This is a genomic window from Mycobacterium sp. BMJ-28 (genome assembly GCF_054404835.1).
On record NZ_CM136783.1, the window covers coordinates 988,162 to 1,011,412 of the forward strand.

At 63.9% G+C, this 23,251-nt stretch carries 28 protein-coding genes, 1 tRNA gene and 1 pseudogene; 14 read left to right on the plus strand and 16 right to left on the minus strand.

The window, feature by feature from the left end:
* The first annotated feature begins 5 nt into the window (after positions 1-5).
* From ACXPWS_RS04910 to ACXPWS_RS04925, 4 genes are all read left to right on the plus strand, one after another.
* Positions 6-500, plus strand: coding sequence for a MogA/MoaB family molybdenum cofactor biosynthesis protein (locus ACXPWS_RS04910; protein ID WP_458711362.1), 495 nt, complete (start codon positions 6-8; stop codon positions 498-500).
* 129 nt (positions 501-629) lie between these two features.
* Positions 630-788 carry a hypothetical protein gene (locus ACXPWS_RS04915; protein WP_458711363.1) on the plus strand — a complete coding sequence of 53 codons (159 nt, stop codon included), beginning with the start codon at positions 630-632 and terminating at the stop codon, positions 786-788.
* Between the two features lie 379 nt (positions 789-1,167).
* Positions 1,168-1,791, plus strand: coding sequence for an MspA family porin (locus ACXPWS_RS04920; RefSeq protein WP_458711364.1), 624 nt, complete (start codon positions 1,168-1,170; stop codon positions 1,789-1,791).
* Positions 1,792-1,888: 97 nt separating this feature from the next.
* Positions 1,889-2,524 (plus strand): MspA family porin, encoded by a 636-nt coding sequence (locus ACXPWS_RS04925; protein WP_458711365.1) that lies wholly within the window; start codon positions 1,889-1,891, stop codon positions 2,522-2,524.
* A 96-nt stretch (positions 2,525-2,620) separates the two neighbouring features.
* On the opposite strand, the gene mscL is transcribed toward ACXPWS_RS04925, so the two are convergent.
* From mscL to ACXPWS_RS04955, 6 genes are all read right to left on the minus strand, one after another.
* A complete protein-coding gene (mscL, locus tag ACXPWS_RS04930; RefSeq protein WP_458711366.1) occupies positions 2,621-3,016 on the minus strand; it encodes a large-conductance mechanosensitive channel protein MscL in 396 nt (131 codons plus the stop codon).
* Positions 3,017-3,090: 74 nt separating this feature from the next.
* The gene (locus ACXPWS_RS04935; protein WP_458711367.1) at positions 3,091-3,750 is read right to left on the minus strand and encodes an SAF domain-containing protein; all 660 of its coding nucleotides are present in this window, start codon (positions 3,748-3,750) and stop codon (positions 3,091-3,093) included.
* Positions 3,751-3,811: 61 nt separating this feature from the next.
* Positions 3,812-4,165 (minus strand): FmdB family zinc ribbon protein, encoded by a 354-nt coding sequence (locus tag ACXPWS_RS04940; protein ID WP_458711368.1) that lies wholly within the window; start codon positions 4,163-4,165, stop codon positions 3,812-3,814.
* 72 nt (positions 4,166-4,237) lie between these two features.
* Entirely contained in the window at positions 4,238-5,125 is an 888-nt protein-coding gene (locus ACXPWS_RS04945) for a universal stress protein (protein WP_458711369.1), read from the minus strand.
* Positions 5,125-6,948, minus strand: a complete 1,824-nt coding sequence (locus ACXPWS_RS04950; RefSeq protein WP_458711370.1) for an amino acid permease — start codon at positions 6,946-6,948, stop codon at positions 5,125-5,127. Before ACXPWS_RS04950 ends, ACXPWS_RS04945 begins: the two co-directional genes overlap by 1 nt.
* Positions 6,949-7,061: 113 nt before the next feature.
* Positions 7,062-7,643 carry a 5-formyltetrahydrofolate cyclo-ligase gene (locus ACXPWS_RS04955; RefSeq protein WP_458711371.1) on the minus strand — a complete coding sequence of 194 codons (582 nt, stop codon included), beginning with the start codon at positions 7,641-7,643 and terminating at the stop codon, positions 7,062-7,064.
* A gap of 53 nt (positions 7,644-7,696) precedes the next feature.
* On the opposite strand from ACXPWS_RS04955, the gene ACXPWS_RS04960 reads away from it, so the two are divergent.
* The 6 genes from ACXPWS_RS04960 (at position 7,697) to ACXPWS_RS04985 (ending at position 12,590) form a co-directional block, all read left to right on the plus strand.
* Positions 7,697-8,608, plus strand: a complete 912-nt coding sequence (locus ACXPWS_RS04960) for a UTP--glucose-1-phosphate uridylyltransferase (protein ID WP_458711372.1) — start codon at positions 7,697-7,699, stop codon at positions 8,606-8,608.
* 40 nt (positions 8,609-8,648) lie between these two features.
* Positions 8,649-9,902: a molybdotransferase-like divisome protein Glp gene (glp, locus tag ACXPWS_RS04965; protein WP_458711373.1), complete on the plus strand. Its 1,254-nt coding sequence runs from the start codon at positions 8,649-8,651 to the stop codon at positions 9,900-9,902.
* Between the two features lie 48 nt (positions 9,903-9,950).
* The gene (locus tag ACXPWS_RS04970) at positions 9,951-10,562 is read left to right on the plus strand and encodes a GNAT family N-acetyltransferase (RefSeq protein ID WP_458711374.1); all 612 of its coding nucleotides are present in this window, start codon (positions 9,951-9,953) and stop codon (positions 10,560-10,562) included.
* 208 nt (positions 10,563-10,770) lie between these two features.
* On the plus strand, positions 10,771-11,826 hold the full coding sequence (gene sepX / locus ACXPWS_RS04975) for a divisome protein SepX/GlpR (RefSeq protein ID WP_458711375.1): 1,056 nt from the start codon (positions 10,771-10,773) through the stop codon (positions 11,824-11,826).
* A 51-nt stretch (positions 11,827-11,877) separates the two neighbouring features.
* A tRNA-Ala gene (locus tag ACXPWS_RS04980) sits at positions 11,878-11,953 on the plus strand.
* Positions 11,954-12,125: 172 nt separating this feature from the next.
* Positions 12,126-12,590, plus strand: a complete 465-nt coding sequence (locus tag ACXPWS_RS04985; RefSeq protein WP_458711376.1) for a hypothetical protein — start codon at positions 12,126-12,128, stop codon at positions 12,588-12,590.
* Positions 12,591-12,830: 240 nt separating this feature from the next.
* On the opposite strand, the pseudogene ACXPWS_RS04990 reads toward ACXPWS_RS04985, so the two are convergent.
* From ACXPWS_RS04990 to ACXPWS_RS05030, 9 genes and pseudogenes are all read right to left on the minus strand, one after another.
* Positions 12,831-13,940: pseudogene (locus tag ACXPWS_RS04990) on the minus strand (recombinase family protein); the annotation flags it as partial.
* Positions 13,892-14,557 carry a hypothetical protein gene (locus ACXPWS_RS04995; RefSeq protein ID WP_458711377.1) on the minus strand — a complete coding sequence of 222 codons (666 nt, stop codon included), beginning with the start codon at positions 14,555-14,557 and terminating at the stop codon, positions 13,892-13,894. The pseudogene ACXPWS_RS04990 and the gene ACXPWS_RS04995, both read right to left, overlap by 49 nt.
* A gap of 18 nt (positions 14,558-14,575) precedes the next feature.
* The gene (locus ACXPWS_RS05000; protein ID WP_458711378.1) at positions 14,576-15,418 is read right to left on the minus strand and encodes a replication-relaxation family protein; all 843 of its coding nucleotides are present in this window, start codon (positions 15,416-15,418) and stop codon (positions 14,576-14,578) included.
* 175 nt (positions 15,419-15,593) lie between these two features.
* A complete protein-coding gene (locus ACXPWS_RS05005; protein ID WP_458711379.1) occupies positions 15,594-17,804 on the minus strand; it encodes a type IV secretory system conjugative DNA transfer family protein in 2,211 nt (736 codons plus the stop codon).
* Positions 17,801-18,031, minus strand: a complete 231-nt coding sequence (locus tag ACXPWS_RS05010; RefSeq protein WP_458711380.1) for a hypothetical protein — start codon at positions 18,029-18,031, stop codon at positions 17,801-17,803. Before ACXPWS_RS05010 ends, ACXPWS_RS05005 begins: the two co-directional genes overlap by 4 nt.
* Positions 18,032-18,415: 384 nt before the next feature.
* Positions 18,416-19,015 (minus strand): MT-A70 family methyltransferase, encoded by a 600-nt coding sequence (locus ACXPWS_RS05015; protein WP_458711381.1) that lies wholly within the window; start codon positions 19,013-19,015, stop codon positions 18,416-18,418.
* Positions 19,016-19,291: 276 nt separating this feature from the next.
* Entirely contained in the window at positions 19,292-19,555 is a 264-nt protein-coding gene (locus ACXPWS_RS05020) for a hypothetical protein (RefSeq protein ID WP_458711382.1), read from the minus strand.
* Positions 19,552-19,794 carry a hypothetical protein gene (locus ACXPWS_RS05025; protein WP_458711383.1) on the minus strand — a complete coding sequence of 81 codons (243 nt, stop codon included), beginning with the start codon at positions 19,792-19,794 and terminating at the stop codon, positions 19,552-19,554. Before ACXPWS_RS05025 ends, ACXPWS_RS05020 begins: the two co-directional genes overlap by 4 nt.
* 8 nt (positions 19,795-19,802) lie before the next feature.
* On the minus strand, positions 19,803-20,108 hold the full coding sequence (locus ACXPWS_RS05030; protein WP_458711384.1) for a hypothetical protein: 306 nt from the start codon (positions 20,106-20,108) through the stop codon (positions 19,803-19,805).
* Between the two features lie 126 nt (positions 20,109-20,234).
* Between ACXPWS_RS05030 and ACXPWS_RS05035 the strand changes: the two genes are divergently transcribed.
* The 4 genes from ACXPWS_RS05035 (at position 20,235) to ACXPWS_RS05050 (ending at position 22,458) form a co-directional block, all read left to right on the plus strand.
* Positions 20,235-20,756, plus strand: coding sequence for a hypothetical protein (locus ACXPWS_RS05035; RefSeq protein WP_458711385.1), 522 nt, complete (start codon positions 20,235-20,237; stop codon positions 20,754-20,756).
* Between the two features lie 447 nt (positions 20,757-21,203).
* Positions 21,204-21,491 (plus strand): hypothetical protein, encoded by a 288-nt coding sequence (locus ACXPWS_RS05040; protein WP_458711386.1) that lies wholly within the window; start codon positions 21,204-21,206, stop codon positions 21,489-21,491.
* Positions 21,492-21,503: 12 nt separating this feature from the next.
* Positions 21,504-22,028 carry a dTDP-4-dehydrorhamnose 3,5-epimerase family protein gene (locus ACXPWS_RS05045; protein WP_458711387.1) on the plus strand — a complete coding sequence of 175 codons (525 nt, stop codon included), beginning with the start codon at positions 21,504-21,506 and terminating at the stop codon, positions 22,026-22,028.
* Positions 22,003-22,458, plus strand: a complete 456-nt coding sequence (locus tag ACXPWS_RS05050; RefSeq protein WP_458711388.1) for a cupin domain-containing protein — start codon at positions 22,003-22,005, stop codon at positions 22,456-22,458. The genes ACXPWS_RS05045 and ACXPWS_RS05050 overlap by 26 nt, the downstream gene beginning before the upstream one ends.
* Positions 22,459-22,487: 29 nt before the next feature.
* Here the strand turns inward: ACXPWS_RS05050 and ACXPWS_RS05055 are convergent, their stop codons facing one another.
* Positions 22,488-23,051, minus strand: a complete 564-nt coding sequence (locus ACXPWS_RS05055; protein WP_458711389.1) for an NUDIX domain-containing protein — start codon at positions 23,049-23,051, stop codon at positions 22,488-22,490.
* Positions 23,052-23,251: the final 200 nt, after the last annotated feature.

The window sequence follows — 23,251 nt, forward strand, 5'->3', positions numbered from 1 at the left end:
CTCTCATGGAACAACCTGGGTCGGTGGTAGGGCGTGCACTCGTCGTCGTGGTCGACGACCGGACAGCGCATGGGGAAGAAGATCACAGCGGGCCACTGGTCACCGAGCTGCTCGGGGAGGCCGGGTTCCTGGTGGACGGTGTGGTGGTGGTGTCCGCCGATGAGGTGGAGATCCGTAACGCCCTGAATACCGCGGTGATCGGCGGGGTGGACCTGGTCATCTCGGTCGGCGGCACGGGCGTGAGCCCGCGCGACGTCACACCAGAGGCCACCGTGGACATCCTGGACCGCGAGCTGCTGGGCATCTCGGAGGCGCTGCGTTCGTCGGGCTTGTCGGCGGGCATCATCGATGCCGGTGTGTCGCGGGGCCTGGCCGGGATCTCCGGCAGCACGCTGGTGGTGAACATCGCGGGCTCTCGCGCCGCCGTGCGCGACGGGATGGCGACCCTCGGGCCGCTCGCGGGCCAGGTCATCGGCCAGCTCTCCAGCCTTGACATTTAGCACCCTTTGTCAGGCCCGAAATATGCTCGTTACCGCACGTGAGGGAAGAAATCCCAGGCCCGCCGCGTTACCGTCGTGTGAACGCTATAGCTGGGTAGAATGTGATCTTAGTCACAGCCAGGAGGCGATGTGAGCGGCCCCTCCAAGCCTTCGCGGGATGTAGTTAACGCCATCTTCGGCGAAGAGCTGCCCGGCACGACGGGCGATGAGCGCGACGCTGATCTGTCGGCCGAAGCGTCGGATCGGGATCGGTGGCTCCGTGACAACGTGCCGCCGCACCACGGCTGAGCAGTGATTTCGTTCTGATCGGCTGGAATCTCTTTGATTTCGGCAGTATTGCCTGTGCGGTCTTGCGGGTAAGGCAAATCCCTTATCCCTATGGTGTGGCACCGCTGGTGCGCCCGATCGATGCTGGATCCGCTCGCGCCAGCAAACTTTCCGTAAGGGGCTCCCCGGTGTCGGTTGTCGCCATGTTCGCGTTGCCGGGTGGATGCCTCCCCGTTATGTTCCTCGTGTCAACGATGAGCAAAGAGTAAGAGCAAGGTGTGGGCTTTCTAATTCAGCTCACATCGAGGTCTTGCAAGGTGTGTGGTTGCGCTAGGGCCGGGCCACATATCGACAGATACGGTGCACTCGCAAGAACACCGTCGGCACAGCTAGGGAGAACATGAAGGCATTCAGTCGGGTGCTGCTTGCGATGGTCGCGGCACTTGCCGCACTTTTCGTCGGCTCGGGCACCTCTCACGCAGGTCTGGACAACGAGCTGAGCCTCGTGGACGGCAAGGACCGGACCCTGACCATTCAGCAGTGGGATACGTTCCTCAACGGCGTGTTCCCGCTGGACCGCAACCGGCTGACCCGTGAGTGGTTCCATTCGGGTAAGGCCAAGTACATCGTCTCCGGCCCGGGTGCTGATGACTTCACCGGCACGTTGGAGCTGGGTTACCAGATCGGCTTCCCGTGGTCGCTGGGTGTGGGTATCAACTTCAGCTACACCACGCCGAACATCCTGCTCGACGATGCGAGCCCGTCGAACCCGCTGCAGGTCATCACGCCGAACCTGTTTCCCGGTGCGTCGATCAGCGCTGACCTGGGTAACGGCCCCGGTATCCAGGAGGTTGCGACCTTCTCCACCGATGTGGAGGGTGCCAATGGTGCGGTTGCGGTGTCGAATGCGCATGGCACGGTGACCGGTGCTGCCGGTGGTGTGCTGCTGCGTCCGTTCGCTCGGTTGATCGCCAAGGAGGGTGACTCGGTCACCACCTACGGCGAGCCCTGGAACATGAACTGACTTTTCGGCGATAAACGGCGCGGGGGTGCCGTCTGGGCTCAGGCCCGGACGGCACCACCTGCGTATTGGGCCCACCACACACAGTTAAAGGGAGAACATGAAGGCATTCAGTCGGGTGCTGCTTGCGATGGTCACCGTAGTGGCCGGAGCTCTTGCGACGCTGTTCATCAGCTCGGGCACCTCTCACGCAGGTCTGGACAACGAGCTGAGCCTCGTGGACGGCAAGGACCGGACCCTGACCATTCAGCAGTGGGATACGTTCCTCAACGGCGTGTTCCCGCTGGACCGCAACCGGCTGACCCGTGAGTGGTTCCATTCGGGTAAGGCCAAGTACATCGTCTCTGGCCCGGGTGCTGATGACTTCACCGGCACGTTGGAGCTGGGTTACCAGATCGGCTTCCCGTGGTCGCTGGGTGTGGGTATCAACTTCAGCTACACCACGCCGAACATCCTGCTCGACGATGCGAGCCCGTCGAACCCGCTGCAGGTCATCACGCCGAACCTGTTCCCCGGTGCGTCGATCAGCGCGGACCTGGGTAACGGCCCCGGTATCCAGGAGGTTGCGACCTTCTCCACCGATGTGGAGGGTGCCAATGGTGCGGTTGCGGTGTCGAATGCGCATGGCACGGTGACCGGTGCTGCCGGTGGTGTGCTGCTGCGTCCGTTCGCTCGGTTGATTGCCAAGGAGGGTGACTCGGTCACCACCTACGGCGAGCCCTGGAATATGAACTAGGACATGAACTGACGGTTCGTCGAACTGACGGTTCGATGAACCGACGAAATCAGCCCCCGCCCGCCCGTGATGGCCGGTCGGGGGCTGATTTTGCGCTCACGCCTGATCGAGTGGGTTTCCCTCTTTGCGATGGGCCAGCAGGTCGCGGATCTCGGTGAGCAGCACCACCTCGGCGTCGGCGACGACTTCCTTCTCCTTGCGGAACCGGCTGAAGGGCATCACGATCAGGAAATAGACGACACCGGCGACCAACACGAAGTTGATGCCGGCCGACAGCAGCACGTTGAGGTCGATGGTCTGCCCGCCGCCGATGCTGATGCGCAGGATCCCGTAGTCGGAGTCGCCTCCCGCGCCGATGCGGTTGATCAGCGGCGAGATGATGCTCTCGGTGAACTTGGTGACCAGCGCGGTGAACGCGGTGCCGATGACGACGGCCACCGCGAGATCGACGATGTTGCCGCGTAGCAGGAACTCTTTGAAACCTTTGAACATGCGGGGACCCTTCCGGCAGTTGCGATGAGGTGTTCGAACACGCAAACACTACCGAGCACGGGCGATCGTCGTCCTCAGTGAAATGTGACCGTGATCTGCCTGGTCAGTGCCGTGCCGGCGACCTGATTGGCGGCGATCCGGGGCAGCGCCACCAGGACCACCCGATCCGCGCCCGCCGCTGCGCCGGCCGCGCGCGGCGACACCAGGGTCACCACGGCGTCGGTGGCGATCACCTCGGGCTCGGCGTCGGTGCCTGCGGTGGTACTGCCGCCGGCCAGCACGTCGACCACGTCGCCGGGCCGGATCAACTCCACCAGCGCGCCGTCTGCCAGGTGCAGCGAGACGATCCGGGCATCCGGTCCCGCCGTCGCCTCGGTGAGCCGGGGGCCGAGCAGGCGAACGTCGGTGAGCATCTCGCCGCGGCGTGCCGGCCCGGCCAGCGTCGCATCCACCGCGGCCGCCACATCGGTCTGGGCGCCGTCGGGGACGGTCGCTGCCGAGCGGGACTCGATCTTGACGTCGGCGGACGTGAGCGTGGTGCCGGGCGCCAAATCTCGGGTGGCGACCAGCACCGGCCGGGTGGCGGCTCCGGGGTCGGGACGCAGCGCCGCAGCGGCGGCGAGGACCACGAGCAGACCAGCCGCGATACGGCGGGCCGCGACGGTTCGGGTCCAGTCCGGACGAAGGCCGTGGCGTACGCGCGACCACAGCGCAGGATTCAGTGATTCCCCCACCAGGCCACGTTAAGGGCCGGCCGGCGGGGTGGACAGCCCGTGTCGGCGGGCCTGTGGATAACTAGCTGGACGCGGCTGCGGCCGGGGCAGAGCTGCTCGAGCCGGAGCTGGACGACGCCGAGGAACTGCTCGACCCCGCAGCGGCGGTGCTCGACGAATCCGAGGACGACGAAGTCGATGAGCTTTCGCTCTTGGCCGGCGCGGCGGCGCTGCTGCTGCTGCTGCTGGACTTCGCGGCGTCGCGGCTGTCGTTGCGATAGAAGCCGCTGCCCTTGAACACCACGCCAACCTTGCCGAACAGCTTGCGCAGACGGCCGGAGCACTTGGGGCAGGTGGTCAGCGCGTCATCGCTGAACGCCTGCACGGCATCGAAGCGGTTATCGCATTCGGTACAAGCATAGGAATAGGTAGGCACGCAAACCTCCGAGACAGTCAAACCTTCTGGCACTCTACCGGCCCAAGTGCTAGAACCGCCACGTGGGTTAGGTCATTCCCGGGCCCGCCGCGGCATGATCATCACCGGAACCGGGGAATGCCGCAGGATCTTGGCCGCCGCGGAGCCGAGGAACACCCGCGCCGCCTGCGCGGCGGCACCGGACCCGAGCAGCAACATGTCTCCGGTGTCCCAAGGCACGCTCTCCACCGCCGAGCTCCAGTCCGAACCGCTGCCGACGATGACGTCGACGTCGGGCATCGACATCGCGCTGCGAACGGTGTGGAGCTGCTTGACGATTTCCTCGGAAGTGCGGCGCGACCACTGCTGAACCACTAGGTCTTCGGCGGAACGCTCGATCGATCCGCTGAACGCGAGCACATTGCGCACCGAGAACGACACGATGCGCAGGCGTGCCGACCACTGCCCGGCCAGGTCGGCCGCCGCCGGGATGAGTCCGTTGACGTCCGCTTCGCCGCCGTAGGCCACGGTGAGCCGGCGGATCCGGGCGGGAGTCGAGGGGTAGCCGCGCGGCGCGATCGCCACCGGGACCTCGGCGGTGTGCACCAGGCGTTCGGTGACGCTGCCGAGTGCCACCCGGCCGAGCAGGCCCGAGGAGGACGAGCCCATCACCACCAGGCTGGCCCGGTGGATCACCGCGAGTTCGATCAAACCCGTTGGAACCGAGGTGGATTGGTGCACGACGGCAGGGATCTCGACATCCCGGGGGAGTTGGTCGAGCACCTGTTGTAACGAGCGGGCGGCCTGCGCGGTGACGTAATCGAGGTATTCCTGCTCGACGGGATCCTGTTTGGGCGGCCACGGGCGTTCGACGACGGCCGCAGCCACGACGGTGTCGCCGGTGCTGCGGGCGATCTGTGCCGCCAGGTTGACGGGCGCGGCCGAATGCCGGGTCGCGCTGAATGCGGCCAGGATGGTCATTAGGTCAGTTCCTCGCTCCGCATCCGGGCCACCACGTGGGTGACGGGGATCTGATGTTCGGACCGGGCGCGGTCGACCACGTCGAAGCGTTCCCACACCGACTCCTCGGGCGGCAGGGTGGCGATGACGATCTGGTCGGGGCGGAAGTCCTCGACCGCGGTGGAAAGCGCCCGCAGCGGCCGGTAGTCGCCGAGTTCTCCTGCGACGTGCAGGTTTTCCGAGCGCAGCGTCGCCAAGGTCTGCTCCAGGCGCTGCGCGGCGACTCGCTTAGTCGCCTCCCACACATCCAACGGGCTGTGGCTGGCGGCGACACCCGTCTCGATCGGACTGGCCGGCACCACCACGTGGTAGACGGTGTCCTGGTCCGCGCCGATGCGGCGCAGCTCGTCGAGCAGTTCGTCGGATTCGACGGTCTGGTTGGCCAGCACCAGCACGCGGTGCGGACGCGCGGTCGGGGACACCCCGGCCACGTGCGGCCGCCGGGCCATGAACGACTTGTTCAGCAGGAACAGCACGATCACGACGGCCCACGACAGCAGGCTCAGCAGCAGGGCCCGCTGGTTGCCGCCGCCCTGCACGAACATCTGCACCAGGATCGCGGTGATCGCGATCCCGGTGAGGATCGAGAGCACCGGGAACAGCCACATCTTCACCCGCAGCTGCGAGTCCGGTGTGCGGTAGCGCAGGACGATCTGCGAAATGCAGATCAGCAGGTAGACGAAGAGGATGACCGCGCCGCTGGAATCGAGCAGGAACTTGAAGATGAAATCGGGGGAGAACGCCGACGCGACGACACCCAGGAACCCGATCACCGACGAGGCCAGGATCGCCGCCGCCGGCACGCCGCGACGGGTGACCGCGACCAGCTGGGCCGGCGCCTCGCGGCGGGCGGCCAGTACGAACAGCATCCGCGAGGCCGTGTACATCCCGGAGTTCAGGCAGCTCAGCACCGCGGTGAGCACCACCGCGTTCATCACGTGGTCGGCGTACGGGATGCCCATCTGGGTGAACGCCGACACGAACGGCGAGGCCGAAACCTGGTCGCTGTTCCACGGCAGGATGGTGACGAGCAGGAACGCCGAGCCGACGAAGAACACCGCGATGCGCAGGATCACCGAGTTCGCGGCTTTGGCCACCGCCCGTTCGGGATTGGTGGATTCGGCGGCGGCGATGGTGGCGATCTCGGCGCCGACCATCGAGAAGATCACCGTCACCACACCGACGGTCACGGCCATCGCGCCGAGTGGAAAGAACCCACCGTGCGCGGTGAGGTTCGAGAAGTCCATGCTCTTGTGCGGCCACAGCCCGATCACGTACAGGGTGCCCAGACCGATGAACGCGATGATGGCCGCCACCTTGATACCGGCGAACCAGAATTCGAACTCACCGAAGGACGAGACCGAGAACAGGTTGGTCGCGGTCATGGCGATCAACAGCAGCAGCGCGGTGAGCCAGATCGGCGCTGACGGCATCCAGTATTGGATGATCTTGGCGCCGGCGATCGCCTCGAACCCGACGACGATGACCCAGAAGTACCAGTACAGCCAGCCGACGGAGAAGCCGGCCCAGTTGCCGAGGGCGTTGCGGGCGTAGTCGGCGAACGACCCGGTGGACGGATTGGCGACCGCCATCTCGGCGAGCATGCGCATCACCATGATGATCAGCACGCCGGCCAACGCGTAGGTGATGAAGGCGCCCGGGCCGGTATCGCCGATCACGACGCCGGATCCGACGAACAGACCTGCGCCGATCACCCCTCCGATGGCGATCATGGTCAGCTGCCGCTGGCTCAGCGCTTTCTGCAGACTTGGTGTTTCACCCATGTGTTCTACCGGCTTCCCGTCCGAAGTGATGCACATCACAGTGCCCCCGAATGAACGGTAGGCTGCCGCGGGCCGGGACGCGACTTATGGCGTCGCATCGCTGCGCGGTGTGCTCAATCCGCCGGTCGGCGCAGTGCGACGATGCCCCTTGCGGGGGTGAGCACGTGTGTCATGGGGACATCGTGCGGTTCGGCCGGGATGTCGTCGATCAGCTCGTCGTCGCGCACCACCGCGATCAGCCTGGCGGCCGGACTGGCCAACGGCAGCGCGCGGTCGTAGAAGCCGGCCCCGCGACCGAGGCGCACCCCGCGCCGGTCGACGGCCAGCGCGGGCACCAGCACCACGCTCGCGGCCGCTATCGATTCGGGTTCCAGCCAGGGCGGCGCCGGTTCCCGCAAACCGAACGGCGCGGAAACCAGATGCCCGGGCCGGTAGTCACCCCACCGCAGCGGTTCTCCGTCGCGGGCCACCGGCAACAGCACGCGCACCGCGGCCTCGGTCAGCGCGTCCAGCATGCCCACCGAACCGGGCTCGGACCCCACCGGAACGTAACCGCAGATGATGTCGCCCGAACAAAGGACAGCCGAAAGGTGAGTTTGCAGAGTGGCCGCCTCGGCCTGCCGAATCTGGGTCGGCACTGTGCGTCGAGCGGCGAGAATGCGTTCGCGCAGCGCATGTTTTGTCAGGATTGCCACGATTGCGCCGCTAGCCCTTCGCCTTCGTACTCGCGGGTATTAGTGTGTCAACGATGACACAGGCACAGGTCAAGATTCCGCGGACGGCGGTTGTTCCCGCGGCTGGTCTGGGGACGCGTTTTCTTCCGGCCACCAAGACGGTGCCCAAGGAACTTCTTCCGGTGGTGGACACCCCGGGGATCGAGCTCGTCGCCGCCGAGGCCGCCGAAGCCGGCGCGGAGCGGCTCATCATCATCACCTCCGAGGGCAAGGACGGCGTCGTCGCGCACTTCGTCGAGGACCTGGTTCTGGAGGGCACGCTGGAAGCCCGCGGCAAGCACGTGATGCTGGAAAAGGTGCGCCGCGCACCCGCCCTGATCAAGGTGGAGGCAGTGGTGCAGGCCGAACCGCTCGGTCTGGGCCACGCCGTGGGCTGTGTCGAGGCCAGTCTGCTGGACGACGAGGACGCCATCGCCGTGCTGCTGCCCGACGACTTGGTGTTGCCCACCGGCGTGCTGGAGACCATGTCGAAAGTCCGGGCCAAGCGCGGCGGCTCGGTGCTGTGCGCCATCGAGGTACCCGAGGACGAGATCAGTGCCTACGGCGTTTTCGACGTCGAGGTGGTCCCGGATGCTGCCAACCCGAATGTGCTGCGCGTCAAGGGCATGGTGGAGAAGCCCAAGGCCGAGGACGCGCCCTCGCTGTTCGCGGCGGCCGGACGGTACGTGTTGGATCGGGCGATCTTCGACGCGCTGCGCCGGGTGGACCGCGGTGTCGGTGGCGAGATTCAGCTGACCGATGCCATCGCGCTGCTGATCGAAGACGGTCATCCGGTGCACGTGGTGGTGCACCGCGGGTCCCGACACGACTTGGGAAATCCCGGCGGCTACCTCAAGGCTGCGGTTGACTTTGCGTTGGAGCGCGACGACTACGGACCAGAGCTGCGGCGTTGGTTGGTCGAGCGGTTGGGCCTGGCCGCGAAATAACAACTGTGCGGCCGGCCTGTGGACAGGAGAAAGGCGTGCAGTGCGTTCGGTTGAGGAGCAGCAGGCCCGAGTAGCGGCCGCTGCGGTGGCGCCACGGCCGGTGCGGGTGGCGATTGCCGAATCGCAGGGCCTGATGTGCGCCGAAGAGGTGGTCACCGAGCGGCCGTTGCCGGGGTTCGACCAGGCGGCCATCGATGGCTATGCCGTCCGCAGTGTCGACGTGGTGGCCGTCGGCGGCACCGACGACGACGGGGTGAACCGCGAGGTCAGCCTGCCGGTCGTCGGGCATGTCGATGCCGGCGCCCGGACGCCGAGCAGGTTGCAGCCGCGGCAGGCGGCCCGGGTGCAGACCGGTGCGCCGATGCCGACCCTTGCCGACGCCGTGCTGCCGCTGCGCTGGACCGACGGCGGTCAGTCTCGGGTGCGGGTGCTGCGCGGGGTGCGCTCCGGCGCCTACGTGCGGCGTACCGGCGATGATGTCCAGCCCGGAGATGTGGCCGTTCGGGCCGGGACGATCATCGGCGCGGCCCAGGTGGGTCTGCTGGCGGCGGTGGGCCGCGATCGGGTGCTGGTGCATCCGCGGCCCCGGATGTCGGTGCTCTGTGTGGGCGGCGAGCTGGTCGACGTGTCCCGCACACCGGGCAACGGGCAGGTGTACGACGTCAACTCTTATGCGCTGGCGGCTGCCGGTCGCGACGCCGGCGCCGAGGTGAACCGCGTCGGCATCGTCAGCGCCGATCCGGCGGAACTGCGCGAGGTGGTCGAAGGCCAGATCAGCCGGTCCGAGGTGCTGGTCATCGCGGGTGCGGTGGGCGGGGCGGCCGCCGAGTCCGTCCGCTCGGTGCTGTCCGCGCTCGGGGAGATGGAAGTGGTGCGGGTGGCCATGCACCCCGGTTCGGTGCAGGGATTCGGGCAGTTGGGCCGCGACGGCGTGCCGGTCTTCCTGCTGCCGGCCAACCCGGTCAGTGCGTTGGTGGTCTTCGAGGTGATGGTCCGTCCGCTGATCCGGATGTCGCTGGGCAAGCGGCAACCGATGCGCCGGGTGATCCAGGCCAGGACCCTGTCGCCGATCAGCTCGGTGGCCGGGCGCAAGGGGTTTTTGCGCGGGCAGTTGATGCGTGACCAGGACACCGGCGAATACCTGGTGCAGGCCCTCGGCGGGGCGCCAGGGGCGTCCTCGCACCTGCTGGCCACCCTTGCCGAGGCGAACTGTCTGGTGATCGTGCCCAGTGAGGCCGAGCAGGTTCGCACCGGCGAGGTCGTCGATGTCGCGTTCCTCGCGCAGCGCGGCTGACCGCACGTGAGCCGTTGGCGGACGAGTCCGGTGCATCCTGGTTGGCCGATGCCGGCCGGGCCCATCCGGGTGCGGGCCGGGCTGGTGGGCTTGCGGCCCATCCGGCTGCGTGACGGTGCCCAGTGGAGCAGGATGCGACTGTCCGACCGTGCGCACCTGGAGCCCTGGGAGCCCAGCGCAGAGGTGAGTTGGGAAGTGCGCCATGCCCTTTCGTCGTGGCCCGCGGTGTGTTCGGGGCTGCGCGCGGAGGCGCGCAAGGGCCGCATGCTGCCGTACGTGATCGAACTCGACGGTCAGTTCGCCGGGCAGATCACCATCGGCAACGTCACGCACGGGGCGCTGCGCTCGGCGTGGATCGGATATTGGGTGGCCAAGGAGTTCACCGGCGCGGGGGTGGCCACCGCGGCGCTGGCGCTGGGCCTGGACCACGCGTTCGGCCCGGTGATGTTGCATCGGGTGGAGGCGACGGTGCGCCCGGAGAATCTGGCCAGCCGCGCGGTACTGGCCCGCGCAGGTTTCCGTGAGGAGGGCCTGCTGCGACGCTATCTCGATGTCGACGGCGCGTGGCGCGACCATCTTCTGGTGGCGATGACCGTCGAGGAAGTGCAGGGCTCGGTGGCCGCGCAACTGGTGCGCAACGGCCGGGCCAGCTGGACCTGACCCCTCATGCGCCCAAACTCACCTTGTGGCCGCTTTGTGCGAGAGGCCCCCGGCATTTCGTCGATCTCGGCGACACGATTGTGGTCAATGTGACGCGTGTGACTGATGGTGCTTGTCTCCTGTGAATTACAGGTGTGTAATTGATACCGGCGCGCCGTGGACGGATGCGCTGGTCACAGACCTAGCCTAAGGGGAAAGGAAAGGCGTCATGCCAAGCATCCCCCAATCTCTGTTGTGGATTTCCCTCGTCGTGCTCTGGCTCTTCGTGCTGGTGCCGATGCTGGTGAGTCGCCGGGACACCGTCCGCCGCACCAGCGACGTCGCCTTGGCGACCCGGGTGCTCAACACGGGCCGCAATGCCAGGCTGCGGCGGCGCACCCGCCCGGCCGACGGGCACCAGAGCGATCCGCATTGGCGCCCGGCCGCGGACGAGGACGCCGGAGACCTCGACGATCTGGAGGACGACCGCGCCGAGCAGCCCGCGCGCCGTGCGGTGGTGCTGGCGGAGGCCGTCGCGGAGAGCACCGAACCGGATTACCTCGATGTGGACATCGTCGACGAGGACTCCGGAGCCCTGCCCATCGGCAAATCGTTCGGCCAGGACAAGCCTCAAACCGAGGAATTGCCATTGGATTTCGGTGACGCTACTCCCGAACCGGAGGCCGAAGCCGAACCGGTCGCCGAGGATGAACCCGCCGAACCGGAGGCCGCCGAGGACCAGCCGGCCGTGGACCTGTCCGACGGCACCGAGGACGACTACGAGTACGTCGACGATTCGTCAGGCCTGGAGCCAGACGCCGACACCGGCCGGGCCGGGGCGGAATCCCTGTCGGCCGCGCGTCGCAGCCGCTACGAATCCAAGACCGCGCAGGCGGTCAGTGCGCGCAAGTATGCCTTCCGCAGGCGCGTGCTGTTGGTGATGGCCGTCCTGCTGGCGGCCACCGCCACGCTTCCGTTCCTGCTGGGGCCCGGCATGTGGTGGCCGTGCGGCACCGCGGCCGCGGTGACCGTGCTCTACCTGGGTTACCTGCGCCGCCAGACCCGCATCGAAGAGCAGCTGCGCCGCCGGCGCGCGCACCGGATGATGCGCTCGCGCCTGGGTGTGGAGAACACCACCGACCAGGAGTACGACGTGGTCCCTTCGCGGCTGCGCCGGCCCGGTGCCGCCGTGCTGGATATCGACGACGAGGACCCGATCTTCGAGCATCTGGAGTACACCCGCGCCGCCCGGAGCTGGGATCTGCCGCGTGCGGCGGGCCAGTAGCGGTCGGTTTCTGCCGTCGCCGGCGTTCCTGGTAACGTGCTACCGGCACAAGGGGCTATAGCGCAGTTGGTAGCGCGTCTCGTTCGCATCGAGAAGGTCAGGGGTTCGATTCCCCTTAGCTCCACCATATGGGTGTTACTCAAAACATCCACGTCTTCAATGCCGATGGCATGAAAAGAAGGCTCCTGTTGACGAATGTCACCGCTTCTAGCGGTGACATTTTCGTTTTGGGGGTTCCCGCGGACGGTGCCAACCCGGTCTTGGAGTGTTCGCAGTTGTGCGAGTTCGGGCTGTAGTTGGTGGGCGGTCACATCGTCCTGCTCGATGTAGAGGCGGTGGAAGATGGCCTGGTTGAGTTTTCTGCGGGTGTCGTCGCTGGCTTTGGCGTAGAGCTCGTAGGGGTTGGCCATCAAGTCGAGGCATGTATCGATGAACGATGCTGCAGCGCTGAGGTCTTCAGTGACGGTGTCGAGGCGGTCGGCCAGTTCCACGCGTTGACGGTGGATGGTGTTGATACGTGTCTTGATCTTGTGCTGTGGCAGTGTGCCCTCGGCGGCGATGTCGATGAGCCGCTCCTCTTGCTGCTCCAGCGTGCGCAGCTGAGCGGTGAGGTCTCGTTGGGCGAGCCGTTGGGCGTTCTGGCTGTCTTCGACGGTGGCGGTCAGTGCCTGCTTCATGGCGGTGATAAAAGCCGGGCTGAAGGCGATGGTTTTGTAGTGCTCTTCGATGGCTTCCTCGATCCGGCCGCTGTTGCAGTGCGATGAGTTGCACGTGTGGTCCTGCAGTCCTCGGCAGAAGAAATACAGGTACTTGGTGCCGTGACGACCGGTGGCCTGGGTGAGGATCATGCGCCGGTCTGTTCCGCGTTCGGTGTGGCAGTGTCCGCAGAACAGCGATCCTTTGAGGTAGTGGTGGTGAGTGCGTCGGCGTTCGCCGGCGACGCCACGTTCGTCGAGAACTTGTTGGACCCGCTCGAAGAGTTCCTGGGCAAGGATGGCCGGATGCCGGCCGCGGATGAGCGTCCCTTTGTAGGTGACGAAGCCACAGTAGTAGGGGTTGCGCAGAATGCGGGACAGTTGCTTCCAGTCGACGGGCTTGGCGCGGTAGCGGTGGCTGCCGCGGGTGGTGAGGCCGCGGGCGGTAAGTTCGTCGGCGATGTCGGCCATGCTGACTTGGCCAGTCGCGTACATCTCGAATGCGAGCCGTATCAGCGGGGCCCTCTCATCGTCGACCACAACTGTGCGGATCTCGCGGCCTTCGCTGCGATCGATGATGTTGAGGTAGCCCAGGGCTGCCCGACCGAGGGTGCCGCCTTTCTTGGCCTTCTCGCCCATTTTGTAGGCGATGTCGGCGCCGTCTTTGGCGGAGCGGTACTCATTGAAGGCGGCGAGGATGCCGTGCATGAGCTGTCCGACGGGGCTGTCGTCGACGCTCTCGGTGGCGGAAATAAGGGTGACGCCACGCTTGCGCAGGTCGGCCATCACGATCGCGTCGTCGATGCGATTGCGCGCCAGGCGGGACAGTTCGTAGACGATGACGTAATCGATGTCTTTGGTGCGGCGGATCCGGTCGAGGAGCTCTTGGAAGGCGATACGTTTGGTCATCTCGGTGCCGGAGCGGCCGGGCTCGACGTACTCACCGATGATCTCAAGTCCGAGTTGGCTGGCTTTGCGTTCGCAGGCCACCCGTTGGGCGGGAATGGAGATGCCTTCGGGGTCGTAGTCGGTCTTGACTTGTCCGGCTGAGGACACTCGCAGGTAGAGGACGGCGCGGTTGCTGGGCCCTTGTTGTGGCGCCGTTTCCCGCGCGGTGGGTTGTGCGGTAGCGATCCGCGGAAATACGGTGGTTGTGTCGAGGTAGGCGCTTGGGGTCGCTGCGGCGGAGGCGTCTGGCTCGAATTCCATTGGGTGCCCTCCTTTCTGCTGTCGAAGGGCACGAAGGTACCCCGCGGTTTTGCTCTTGTGTGTCCTGAGAGTAACTCTCTTTGGCGGGAACTCCGATAGATGCTGCGATGCGGAATTTACATCTGCTGCAATAGGTTTAACACCGCCGAGTTGTTGTCGGCCTATCGGGAGAACACGTGCAGCCGACCATGGCTGGGGACAACGTCCCATCCTTCGTGTAGGTGCCACTCAATCGCTTCGCGGTCGATGAAGACGAATTCGTCGCAGCCTAATTCGCGTGCCAGGGTGCGGATTTTCCTTTCCCATTCGAGGACGTCGGTGACGCCGTCGAGGACAGCGTCGATGTCGACATAGTTGCCGCAGTACGCATGCTTGAACTCCTCGAGAAGCTCGTCGCCGGTGGCCTCGATGTCAGGCAGGCGGAGGTAGACGTCGAGGGCATCGCCATTGGTGGGGATCTGTAAACCGCCGGCGCCGGGCGGCAGGGCGTGCGCAGCGTAGGTGATCAGCCAACCTGCCCAGCGTTGTAGGCCGGGCGGTAGGTCGCCTGAGGTGTGGACGTCCAGGCATTCAGCCCGGAGCAATGGGGCGTTGATGGAGCCGATGTCGGCGAACTGGCGGATGGCGCTGTGCAGGCCGGATCCGAGGCGGTCGCTGAGACAGAGGGCGATCAGTTGGGCGTCTTGGGTGGTGATGATCGTGTCGGAGTCGCCGGCAGTCTCCAGGCGTCGCCCGAGGGCCTCGGTGTTGGCGAGGCTGATCGGTAGATCCCAGTCAGGCGGGTCCTGTTCGGGCCGAATGTGATCGGGTCGGTGGTTGGGGTTCATGGGTCCTCCTTTCTTGAGTTAGGTGGCGTCGGGTTGGGGGTCGAAGATGCCGGGCAGCGGGACCGGCTGTGGGCCGGTGTGAGCGGTCATGGTGTCGATGAAGCCATCGAGGGTGCGGAAGCGGAAGAGCTGGCGTGGCAGGCCGGCGCTGTGCACGATGTGGTCGAGTTCGCGGATGCGTTTGAAATCGGGCACCACCCACAGGACTGTCGGGAAGACGTCGTGTTCGGCTTGGTAGGCGCCGCTTGCCATGTAGCGCACATAGGTCTGGCATTTTCGGAGCAGCTGTGGGGCGTGCTCGCGGCCTCGGTCGGCTTCGATGAACCAGTGTTGTTCGTACTCTGGGTCGGTGGCGATGAGGTGCAGGTCGGGTCGTAGCCATTGTTTGGCGCCGTGCGGGCCGCTGAAAGGCCGCCAGGCGCGTCGTTCGGCTGCCAGATGGATGTCCCACTCTGGTTGTGTTCGGGCGTACTCGCGCAGCCCAACGGCGAGCTCAGAGACCAGCAAGGTGTGGTCGACGAAGGTGGGGCCGGGTTCGCTGTAGCGCCTGCGCATGGGGTCCCCCCGGACCGCCCGCAAGTAGGTGTCGCCGGTAGCGGCGAGTTGCCAGGTGAGGCCCGCGCTGCCTTGGCGGACACCACCGATACGTCGGGTCAATGTGCTGACGAGCCCGTGGCCTTTGAGCCGTCCCATGACGCGGGTGCAGGCGCGGGTGGCGGCGCTGATGGTGGCGTGGCCGTCGGCGAAGTGCAGTCGTTGGATCTGGCGGGTGGTGAGCAGCCGGAACTCTTGGAGGTCGTGCAGGATGCGCATATCGCGCTCGCTGAGCGCTTCAGCAAGCTGGGTAATGAGGCGCATCATGCTCGGTTCCTCCGTCGCTCGCCGCTTGTTGCGTGTCGGCGCGCCGCCGGCTCGGTGTGACCGCTGATCCAGCGGTCAGTCCCCTCCCGGAAAGGGGGAGCTATACGGAAGGTGCTGCGAGAATGCGGAGACGTGAACGACGTGACCGGATGGGTGAGGTGAATAGCAGGAATCGTCATTGATTCAACTCCTCTTCTCCACCAGTGGTTTTCGTTGCTGGATGTGTTCGCTTCTTTCTGCCTACAGGTATCTCGTCGGCGGTTGCGGCAGCTGCCGGGCGGGAACCGAGGGGGCTTGTGGGTGTGGATGGTGTTGCTCCGTAGAGTTCACGGCTGCGGTTGCGGATGACATCGGCCAGACCCGTGGGTTCTGGTGGGGGATTGGTGGCGATGGTGCACCAGCCCGAGGATTCGCCGTCCACGACGACGCGGGCGTAGGCGTGGTGTTTAGGCAGTGACTGGAAGTCCTCGGCGTCCAGACCGGGGGCGAGCTTTGCCATGGCGGTGGCATCACCGGCGCTTTCTAACCGGAAGATGAGCTTGTTGCGGGCGTTGCTGTCGATGGCTTCGGCCAAATCTTTGGAAAGTTGGCTGCGCTGCTGATGAGCCAAAGTCCAACCAACGCCATAGGAACGGCTCTGGGACAAGGCATCTTCGAAGGAGGTCGGCAGGTGGAGGAACCGCTGGCATTCGTCGACGATCACGAAACCTGGACGGTCCATGGGGTGGGTTTCGTTGCCGCGCTCCTGGGTGGCTTGCCACGCTTCGGCCACGATCAGGCTGCCGAGCAGTTCTGCCGTGACGGGGCCGATGAGGGCGTCGTTGAGGGGAACCAGAACGATCTTGTTCTGGCGGAAGATGTCTCGCAGCCGGAAGCGCGGTGCGGGCTGCCCGAGGATGTTGCGGGCGGCGGGGCGCAGCAGATAGCGGCGCAGTTTGTTCGTGGGGGCGGCGATCATGGCGGTCTGGGCGGCCGGGGTCATGTCGTCGTAGGCGGCCCAGAACCCGGCCAGCACTTCATCGGGACGGGCCTGCGCGAGGGCCCGCTGGCGGAAGCCGGCGTCAGTGAGCAGCCGCGGCAGATCGACCAGGGTGTACGGGTCGGCGCGATGTTGCCCTGCCCTAGCGAGCGTCAGCAGGCTGGATAGGAAAATGTCCTCGGTGCGCGGTCCCCAGCCGTCAGCGAAGACGGCTTTGAAGACTGCGAGCAGGCTATCGACCACCACATCTGGATCACGGCCGCCCGCGTCGAGTGGGTTATAGCCAGCAGGTGTGGGCGACGCCGGATCGAAGAGCACGACGTCGTCGATGCGGTCGGGCGGGATGCAGCGGGCGAGGATGTCGTTAATCAGCTGCCACTTCGGGTCAATGACCAGCATTGGTCTTTTGGCGGCCACGTCGGGTTTGATGAGCTGTAGCAGCACTGTCGACTTCCCTGACCCGGTGGGACCAAGCACAATCGTATGCATCAACGCGTCACGCGGACTGATCCCCACAGGCAGCGCTGTGCCCGGCAGCGCCGTGACACCTACCGTCCGGATCGCTTCCTCGGGTGTGATTTTGGGGAGCAGCAGGCGCGGATGGATCGCTGGCACCCCTGGCAGGTCCTCGTCGCCGATCGGCCACGCGATCAAGCCCACAAGCTCGCGCGGGGTCAGGCGCTGGCGCCAGCGCCGAGGCGGTGCTGCGTCGTCAAGGACACGGGGTTTGATACGGCGCGCCTTCAGACGGACTCCGGTACTGCGTGCCGTCCCCAGGGCGCCGGCCAAGCTGGCGAGGAGTTGGCGTCGCCTCGTTGAATTCGATGTCGCGGCGCCGATCCGGATGGAGGTCAGGAAGCCGTGGTGGGCGACGCGTTCCTCGACTTGTCCGCGTGTGGCGCCCGTGAGTGCTCTGGAGCCGCTGGACAGGCGGCTCCAAAGTGATTGGTGCGGGTCCGGTGCGTCGTGGCGCACATGGTGGCCGCCGCGCCGCGGCCCGAGCATGAACTGCACTGCCACCGTGTCGCCATCATTGAGCCGCACCGCGAGCGCGGACAGGGTGCTCGTGATGATGGCCGCGGGGTCGTCGGTGCGCAGGGCTACGGCGTCGGGGGTGAAGGCCAGGTCCGCGGCTGCTTGGCATGGCGGTCGATCGATCACGGCTTTTGAGCCGCTGATAGTGACTCCGGGCAGCAGATCGTGCAAGGTCTGGTAAAGCCACGGAATCTGCGGTGCATGGACGGCCACCAAATGCACGACTCCGGCCGTGGTGGCCCGGGTTTCCAGCATCAGCCGTGGACTGAGCGGGTCTGCGGCCAAGCGCTCAAGGAACAGCAGCACGCGGGCAGGATCGAGCGGTCGCGGCAGCCACAGTCGGTGAAATACGAGATTGGTAGGTACCGTCACGCAGAGCCCTCCTGCCCACCGCTCTCGTGCTCGCCCTCGTGGGTGACCTCGTCTCTGGCTGCGGCCTGAGCGTCAGCCTCGGCTTGTGCGGCGGCTAGTTCGGCCGCAAGTGCCAGCAGCGCTTTGGACAGGCGCTTGGGATCTGGCGGGTCGTGGCGCACCCCGCGCACGCGCAGTGTGCGGTCGCTGTTCTTCCGGTACTTGCGTCGTGGTCGTTGATGCGCCATTACATGCCCCCTTTCTGATGCGTGACGGTTGGAATTGCTAAACCGGCACACATCCCCGAGGCAGCGGCGTTACTTTCTCTATGCGCCACAAGCACAGTCGTGTCAAGCAGAAATGTCGATTTCACAACGGAATCGTCTCCAGCGCAGACCCTTTGGGCGCCGCGCGTGAATGGATGAGGGAGGCTCGTCACCATGGCCGCCTCCACATTCGCCACGCGAAGACTGCAAGCGCAATCAGTCCGCCGAGGATCGCAAAGCCGAGTACCCACGCCCAAATGGCTTGCAGGAGACGCACGGCCACCGACAGTGCGACGACGCCGAACAAAATGAGTAGACAGGCATGAAAGAACCACTGAATGGGATTGTTCGAGGGGGAGTGGTTGCTCATGTGCGTGACCTCCCTGCCCGACCGTCCCGCAGGTCCGAAGGCACCGGATAGCCGGGCACCACGATGTCGGAGTCGATCTCATTGCCCCACGCGTCCCAGCCGGGTTGACGCCGGCGGGCGAACAGCTCCAAATACGGTCCCTCGCTGATCCGTTCAATGAGCGGGTACTGCTCCTCTGGCTTGTGGGAGTGGTCCTGCAGTGGGGCGAACATCCACGTCGCCTGGGCGCGGAACTTGACCGGCGCATGACCACGCGTGCCCAGGATCAGATGCTCGGTGGCATTGCGCAGGTAATTGCCAAGCCCCAGTCGCGGTTTGACCCATGTCAAAGGTGAACGGGGCACGAATCCCCAGGCTTCGAGCACGTCGTAGCCTGCCCGCAGGGTGGCATTGGTGACCCACAACCAGCAGTGCGCGTCGGGTGCGGCGAGATCCGCGATCGGCATGGACTTGATGGCGTCGAGCGGCAGCAGTGGATAGTGTTGGAAAGCGCCGCGTGCACCGTGTTGCTGAATGTCCCAAGGCGGATCAGCCAGAATGGTGCGGTAGCGAGTCGGACCTGCGGTGGGTGCCGGTCGGGTCTGGATGGTGTGCATCGAGGAAAGCTCCTTTCTCCCAGTGTTTTAGGCGCAACAAGGACAGGCGCCGACCAATCGAGATTGGTAGTGCCGCAGTGCAGTGCTGGGTATGCCTCTGACTAAACGATGAGCAGGCGTGCGGCTCAATCGTCGGATCGGGTGACCGGTCGCGTGATCGGACGAGCGACCGGACATCGCGTTACGGGGGTCAATTGGACTTCCGTGGCAATGGTCCACGAACGATGCATACGTTGTGGAATGCACAGCGATGAGCACCAGCGAAGGCGCCACTCGCTATGAACGTTGCACCTCGTTGGCACCGGCTCGGTTGAGCTCGCGTCGGGCAGTTTCAAAGGCTCCAGCGATCCGGAGTACTGATGCTTGGGCCTCATGATCGATCCGTGCTAGCTCTTCGCGTAGACGCTGCCGAGCGTGACGGCGTTGACGTGCGGCCTCCATCAGGGCGTCTGCGGCGAACAGCACCGCCGCATAGATCGAGGTCATCACGGTCAACCAAAACAGCGTCCCTAGGAGGAACTCAATCGCACCGGTACTCATGTCGGCCAGTCCTGGATCCAGTCGAGGACGGCCCGCGCCAGGATGGCAGTCAGCTCAGTGACGTGCAGGCAGCTGGCGGGTGCTTGGTCAACATGCCGATTGGCGATGACGCGCAGTTCATCAGTGAATGCGAATTGCCGCTCCAAGACTTGACTAAGTAGGGCGCTGGTCACCTCGCTGTCATCACCGGCTGGAACCCAATCCGGTGCCGTCGAATTGATGGCGCGGTCAGCGGTCATTTCCTCGCCTACCGTCCGAACCGAGCGACTTCATTGCCGACGTAGTTCGCGAACTGGTCGACAATGAAGTTCAGGCGGTTGGCCGCTACCGGATCGCCGTCAGCTTGAAATGCTGCTTCCCGGGACAGCATGCCGGTGGCCTGCAGGCCAATGCCTGCGACCGTGGCCGCGGCGTGGACGCGGGTTGCAGAGACAAGGCCACGGGTGAGTTCGGCGTTCTGTAGCCTCGCGAGCTGCTTGCCTTCGGCTCGGCTGAAGCCATCGGGAACCTCCGCGGCAACGGCGCTGGATTGTCGAATCATGGGGAGAGACATGGATACCTCCAAAGTGGTCAAGTTTCGGTCGGGCTTAGCAGACCATTTCCGCTGTTCACGACCTTGCCAACTCCGCCGACACAGATTCAGGTCACACACTGGGCAATTTTTGCGCAGAATTAGGTCATGGCGGAACGGGTCGATCGCGACGTGCTGATTGCTGAGCTCAAGATCGTGCGCAAGGTAGGTCTGCATCGGCTCCGTGAGCGCATCAATGACCTTGGGTGTTTGGCGCAACTGGCAACGGCCACGGTGGGAGCCGGGGATGCTGAAGACATTGAGCGCATGCTCCGCCACGCGTTTCAGTCGTATGCCGAAGGTGCACAGGGAACAGCTATCGGACTCCTACTCGGCCTGGAACTCGGACGGCGTGGCGCATCCCCAACCGTGCTTCGACAGGTTGCGGCGGCGCGACTCGGTTATTACTCGGTAGAGACGTTTCGAAAGCGGCCAGAGCACAATGCGATCGCGTATTTCGCGGACGTGTTGCTGAGGGTTGACGGCGATGCGCGAAGTCAAGGACCAACGAACGGATCGAAAATCGATCACATCATGGCGCTCATCACAGACCTGACTTTGGCTGAATATTGGGAGCTGACCCGACGGACCCGCCAGTGGTTCACCGCTGTGTCGGAGCAATCAAGCTGAACGTTGCCGACGAAATTCCAATTCAAACAGGAGGTGCCGCGATATAAGGCGGGTGACTACCTACGATTTGGTTGGGTCAGCGACCCTGTAACCATGGGCGGCAGACCAATACGCAAGCAGGCGGATGTAACCGGAGGTTGGATCGCAACATCCACCGAATCCCTAGTCAGTTGACGAAGATCCCGGGCGATCCGACCGACGCCGGCGCAACGCTCACATGTCGGGAGCCGAACCTCGTCCCTGCTACGTGTGGAGGAATTGTCGCGCTGGTAGCTGGAGGAGACCGATGGGGGCTCTCTGCGGTTCGAGTGGAGCCAAAGTACTGTTAAACACGACGAGTCAGATGGACCGACGTAAGCTGATCCTAAAACTGAACGCCGCTGACGGTCGCAGGATCTCGTCCGCACCCGGATCCGTCACAGCATGAGACCATGAAGGGAATATGGTATGTCTCCGTCCTATGACCGTGTTATACGGTTCGATGCCGACCAGCGCCTTGAGGGATCTTGGGTTATCAGTCTAGAGCCTGGTGCAGATCACTCGGGAATTCTTGTGCAGTACGATATCGACTATGTAAATATTATCCTCGGAGACGGAACTCTGGAGCTGGGGGATCGTAGAATCGCACTTTCGGAGGGTGCTGAGATTAAGATACCGAAGGGCAACAAATATACGATTATTGCCGGTGTTGACGGAAAATTGGTAGCCCAGATTCATCAGCTCAGCCAGATTTGATAAGGTATTCCCGTGACCGAAAAAATGCAACACGTAACAGTTGAATGGCTTTCAAAGCAAAATTATGAAGTTCAGCCGTTGAACAGTCCCACTATTGAGGGTGTTGCATTTCGTCCGCTTAAGACCATCTTAGACGGTAGAGGAGACGTTATTGAGCTGTGGAGCGAGCCGTGGGAGGGATTTACTTCTCCCACTCACGTTTATCAGAGCGCTACCGACTACGGTGTTGTTAAATGCTGGCATCTACATGAGGTCCATACCGACCAGTTCACGGTGACGCGCGGCAAAATACAGGTCACGCTGGTGGATGTTAGGAAGTCAAGTGGCTCCTTCGGTCAGGTAAATTTATTCATTATGGGTGAGGCATATCCGGGTTTACTACGAATTCCGCCCGGTCTGTTGCATGGATGGAAATGCTTGTCGATTCCTGAGGTAATTGTCACCAACTTGCAATCGCACATATACGATCCGAGCGACGAGTACAAGTTTCCCTGGGATTGCGTGTTGAAAGATGTTTGGCAGCCAAAAAATGGATAGGCGTGAGATGCTTGAAAATGGAGAACCGGGGACATTCGTAATACGGTCGCTGCCAGTTGTCGCGCCTCCGATACCAGATGGCGGTGGCCGAATCCTCGGCGATACCGCCGGCGAAATGGCTCGAATTCTGGATGGTCCTGCCATGCGTTTTCTGGCATATATAGAGTTTGTGATCGGTGGCCGCCCTAGAGGGAATCACGTCCACCACCGTAAGACCGAGCACCTATACATCATTTCGGGTGTTTTGCGGGCGGTCTTTGTTAATACCGTTCTTGGCGTAGAGCAGGCACATACACTTCGTGCTGGGGATTTGGTTACGGTACAGCCTGAATGTGCACACGTTTATCAGGCGATTGAAACTTCACACGCGCTCGAGTTCACTTCCACCGTCTTTGATCCCACCGATGTTGATCGGTACCTTATCTTGTGACGTAGGTCTTCAATTGCAATTGATGTCACCTATTCAAAGCACCACGAGCCTTGGCTGTATAGCAGCGCCAGCGCGGCAAGCGTCTGCCCGTCGATGACTTCTCCAGCGCGGATCATCTGATTTATCTCTCGTTGTGTCGCGAAAGTTACCTCGGAGATATCGCGTTCACCTTGTACGCTTACGCGATTGAGGTCTTTGGCGAGAAAAACGCTAGCAATCTCATTGCTCAATCCGCTCATCGGAGCGATCCTGCCCAGAACCTCCCATGTTTGGGCAGTATATCCAGTCTCTTCAAGTAGCTCCCGGCTCGCAGCTGCTGGTAAACTACTCTCGGAGAGAGTCATTGCACCTGTCGGAAATCTCCACACGTATTCATTGATCGGAAACCTAAATTCTCTAATCAGGCAAGCGCGCAAGCGATGAATGGCGATTATGGTGATCGCACGTGATTCCGTTGCGACGACTCCGTAAATACCATGCGTCCCATCCGGCCTATGTACTCTGTGTTCAATAACAGAGATCCACGCATTGCTATACGCGATGCGTGAGGATTCGGATCGCCAAGGGTGTGATTTCGCGCTGCGCGGATCCATCGATGAACTGTACTCTGTGGCGGTACCGGCCGCATCGAAGTTGGAGCGTAGAGCTCCAGACGTACGAGGGAGTTCTAGGGTGAGGATTGCTTATATCGACACCACGTGCCTCCACGACATAGTGAGAACATTGGATCAATCCAACCCAGAATCAACCCAACCCTGGGCTTGGCAAACAGCCCTGGAGGCATCTTGTGCCT

Excerpts from the sequence above, each read along its gene's own strand:
- ACXPWS_RS04970 (WP_458711374.1), top strand. The coding sequence starts at position 9,951 with ATGCCGGCCGGGCCCATCCGGGTGCGGGCCGGGCTGGTGGGCTTGCGG.
- sepX (WP_458711375.1), top strand. The coding sequence starts at position 10,771 with ATGCCAAGCATCCCCCAATCTCTGTTGTGGATTTCCCTCGTCGTGCTC.
- ACXPWS_RS04945 (WP_458711369.1), bottom strand. The coding sequence starts at position 5,125 with ATGACCATCCTGGCCGCATTCAGCGCGACCCGGCATTCGGCCGCGCCC.
- ACXPWS_RS04960 (WP_458711372.1), top strand. The coding sequence starts at position 7,697 with ATGACACAGGCACAGGTCAAGATTCCGCGGACGGCGGTTGTTCCCGCG.
- ACXPWS_RS04995 (WP_458711377.1), bottom strand. The coding sequence starts at position 14,557 with ATGAACCCCAACCACCGACCCGATCACATTCGGCCCGAACAGGACCCG.
- ACXPWS_RS05025 (WP_458711383.1), bottom strand. The coding sequence starts at position 19,794 with ATGACCGCTGACCGCGCCATCAATTCGACGGCACCGGATTGGGTTCCA.
- ACXPWS_RS04910 (WP_458711362.1), top strand. The coding sequence starts at position 6 with ATGGAACAACCTGGGTCGGTGGTAGGGCGTGCACTCGTCGTCGTGGTC.
- ACXPWS_RS05055 (WP_458711389.1), bottom strand. The coding sequence starts at position 23,051 with ATGGATCCGCGCAGCGCGAAATCACACCCTTGGCGATCCGAATCCTCA.
- ACXPWS_RS05040 (WP_458711386.1), top strand. The coding sequence starts at position 21,204 with ATGTCTCCGTCCTATGACCGTGTTATACGGTTCGATGCCGACCAGCGC.
- ACXPWS_RS05000 (WP_458711378.1), bottom strand. The coding sequence starts at position 15,418 with ATGATGCGCCTCATTACCCAGCTTGCTGAAGCGCTCAGCGAGCGCGAT.
- ACXPWS_RS04920 (WP_458711364.1), top strand. The coding sequence starts at position 1,168 with ATGAAGGCATTCAGTCGGGTGCTGCTTGCGATGGTCGCGGCACTTGCC.
- ACXPWS_RS04950 (WP_458711370.1), bottom strand. The coding sequence starts at position 6,948 with ATGGGTGAAACACCAAGTCTGCAGAAAGCGCTGAGCCAGCGGCAGCTG.
- mscL (WP_458711366.1), bottom strand. The coding sequence starts at position 3,016 with ATGTTCAAAGGTTTCAAAGAGTTCCTGCTACGCGGCAACATCGTCGAT.
- ACXPWS_RS05050 (WP_458711388.1), top strand. The coding sequence starts at position 22,003 with ATGTTTGGCAGCCAAAAAATGGATAGGCGTGAGATGCTTGAAAATGGA.
- ACXPWS_RS04925 (WP_458711365.1), top strand. The coding sequence starts at position 1,889 with ATGAAGGCATTCAGTCGGGTGCTGCTTGCGATGGTCACCGTAGTGGCC.
- ACXPWS_RS05030 (WP_458711384.1), bottom strand. The coding sequence starts at position 20,108 with ATGTCTCTCCCCATGATTCGACAATCCAGCGCCGTTGCCGCGGAGGTT.
- ACXPWS_RS05010 (WP_458711380.1), bottom strand. The coding sequence starts at position 18,031 with ATGGCGCATCAACGACCACGACGCAAGTACCGGAAGAACAGCGACCGC.
- ACXPWS_RS05015 (WP_458711381.1), bottom strand. The coding sequence starts at position 19,015 with ATGCACACCATCCAGACCCGACCGGCACCCACCGCAGGTCCGACTCGC.
- ACXPWS_RS05035 (WP_458711385.1), top strand. The coding sequence starts at position 20,235 with ATGGCGGAACGGGTCGATCGCGACGTGCTGATTGCTGAGCTCAAGATC.
- ACXPWS_RS05020 (WP_458711382.1), bottom strand. The coding sequence starts at position 19,555 with ATGAGTACCGGTGCGATTGAGTTCCTCCTAGGGACGCTGTTTTGGTTG.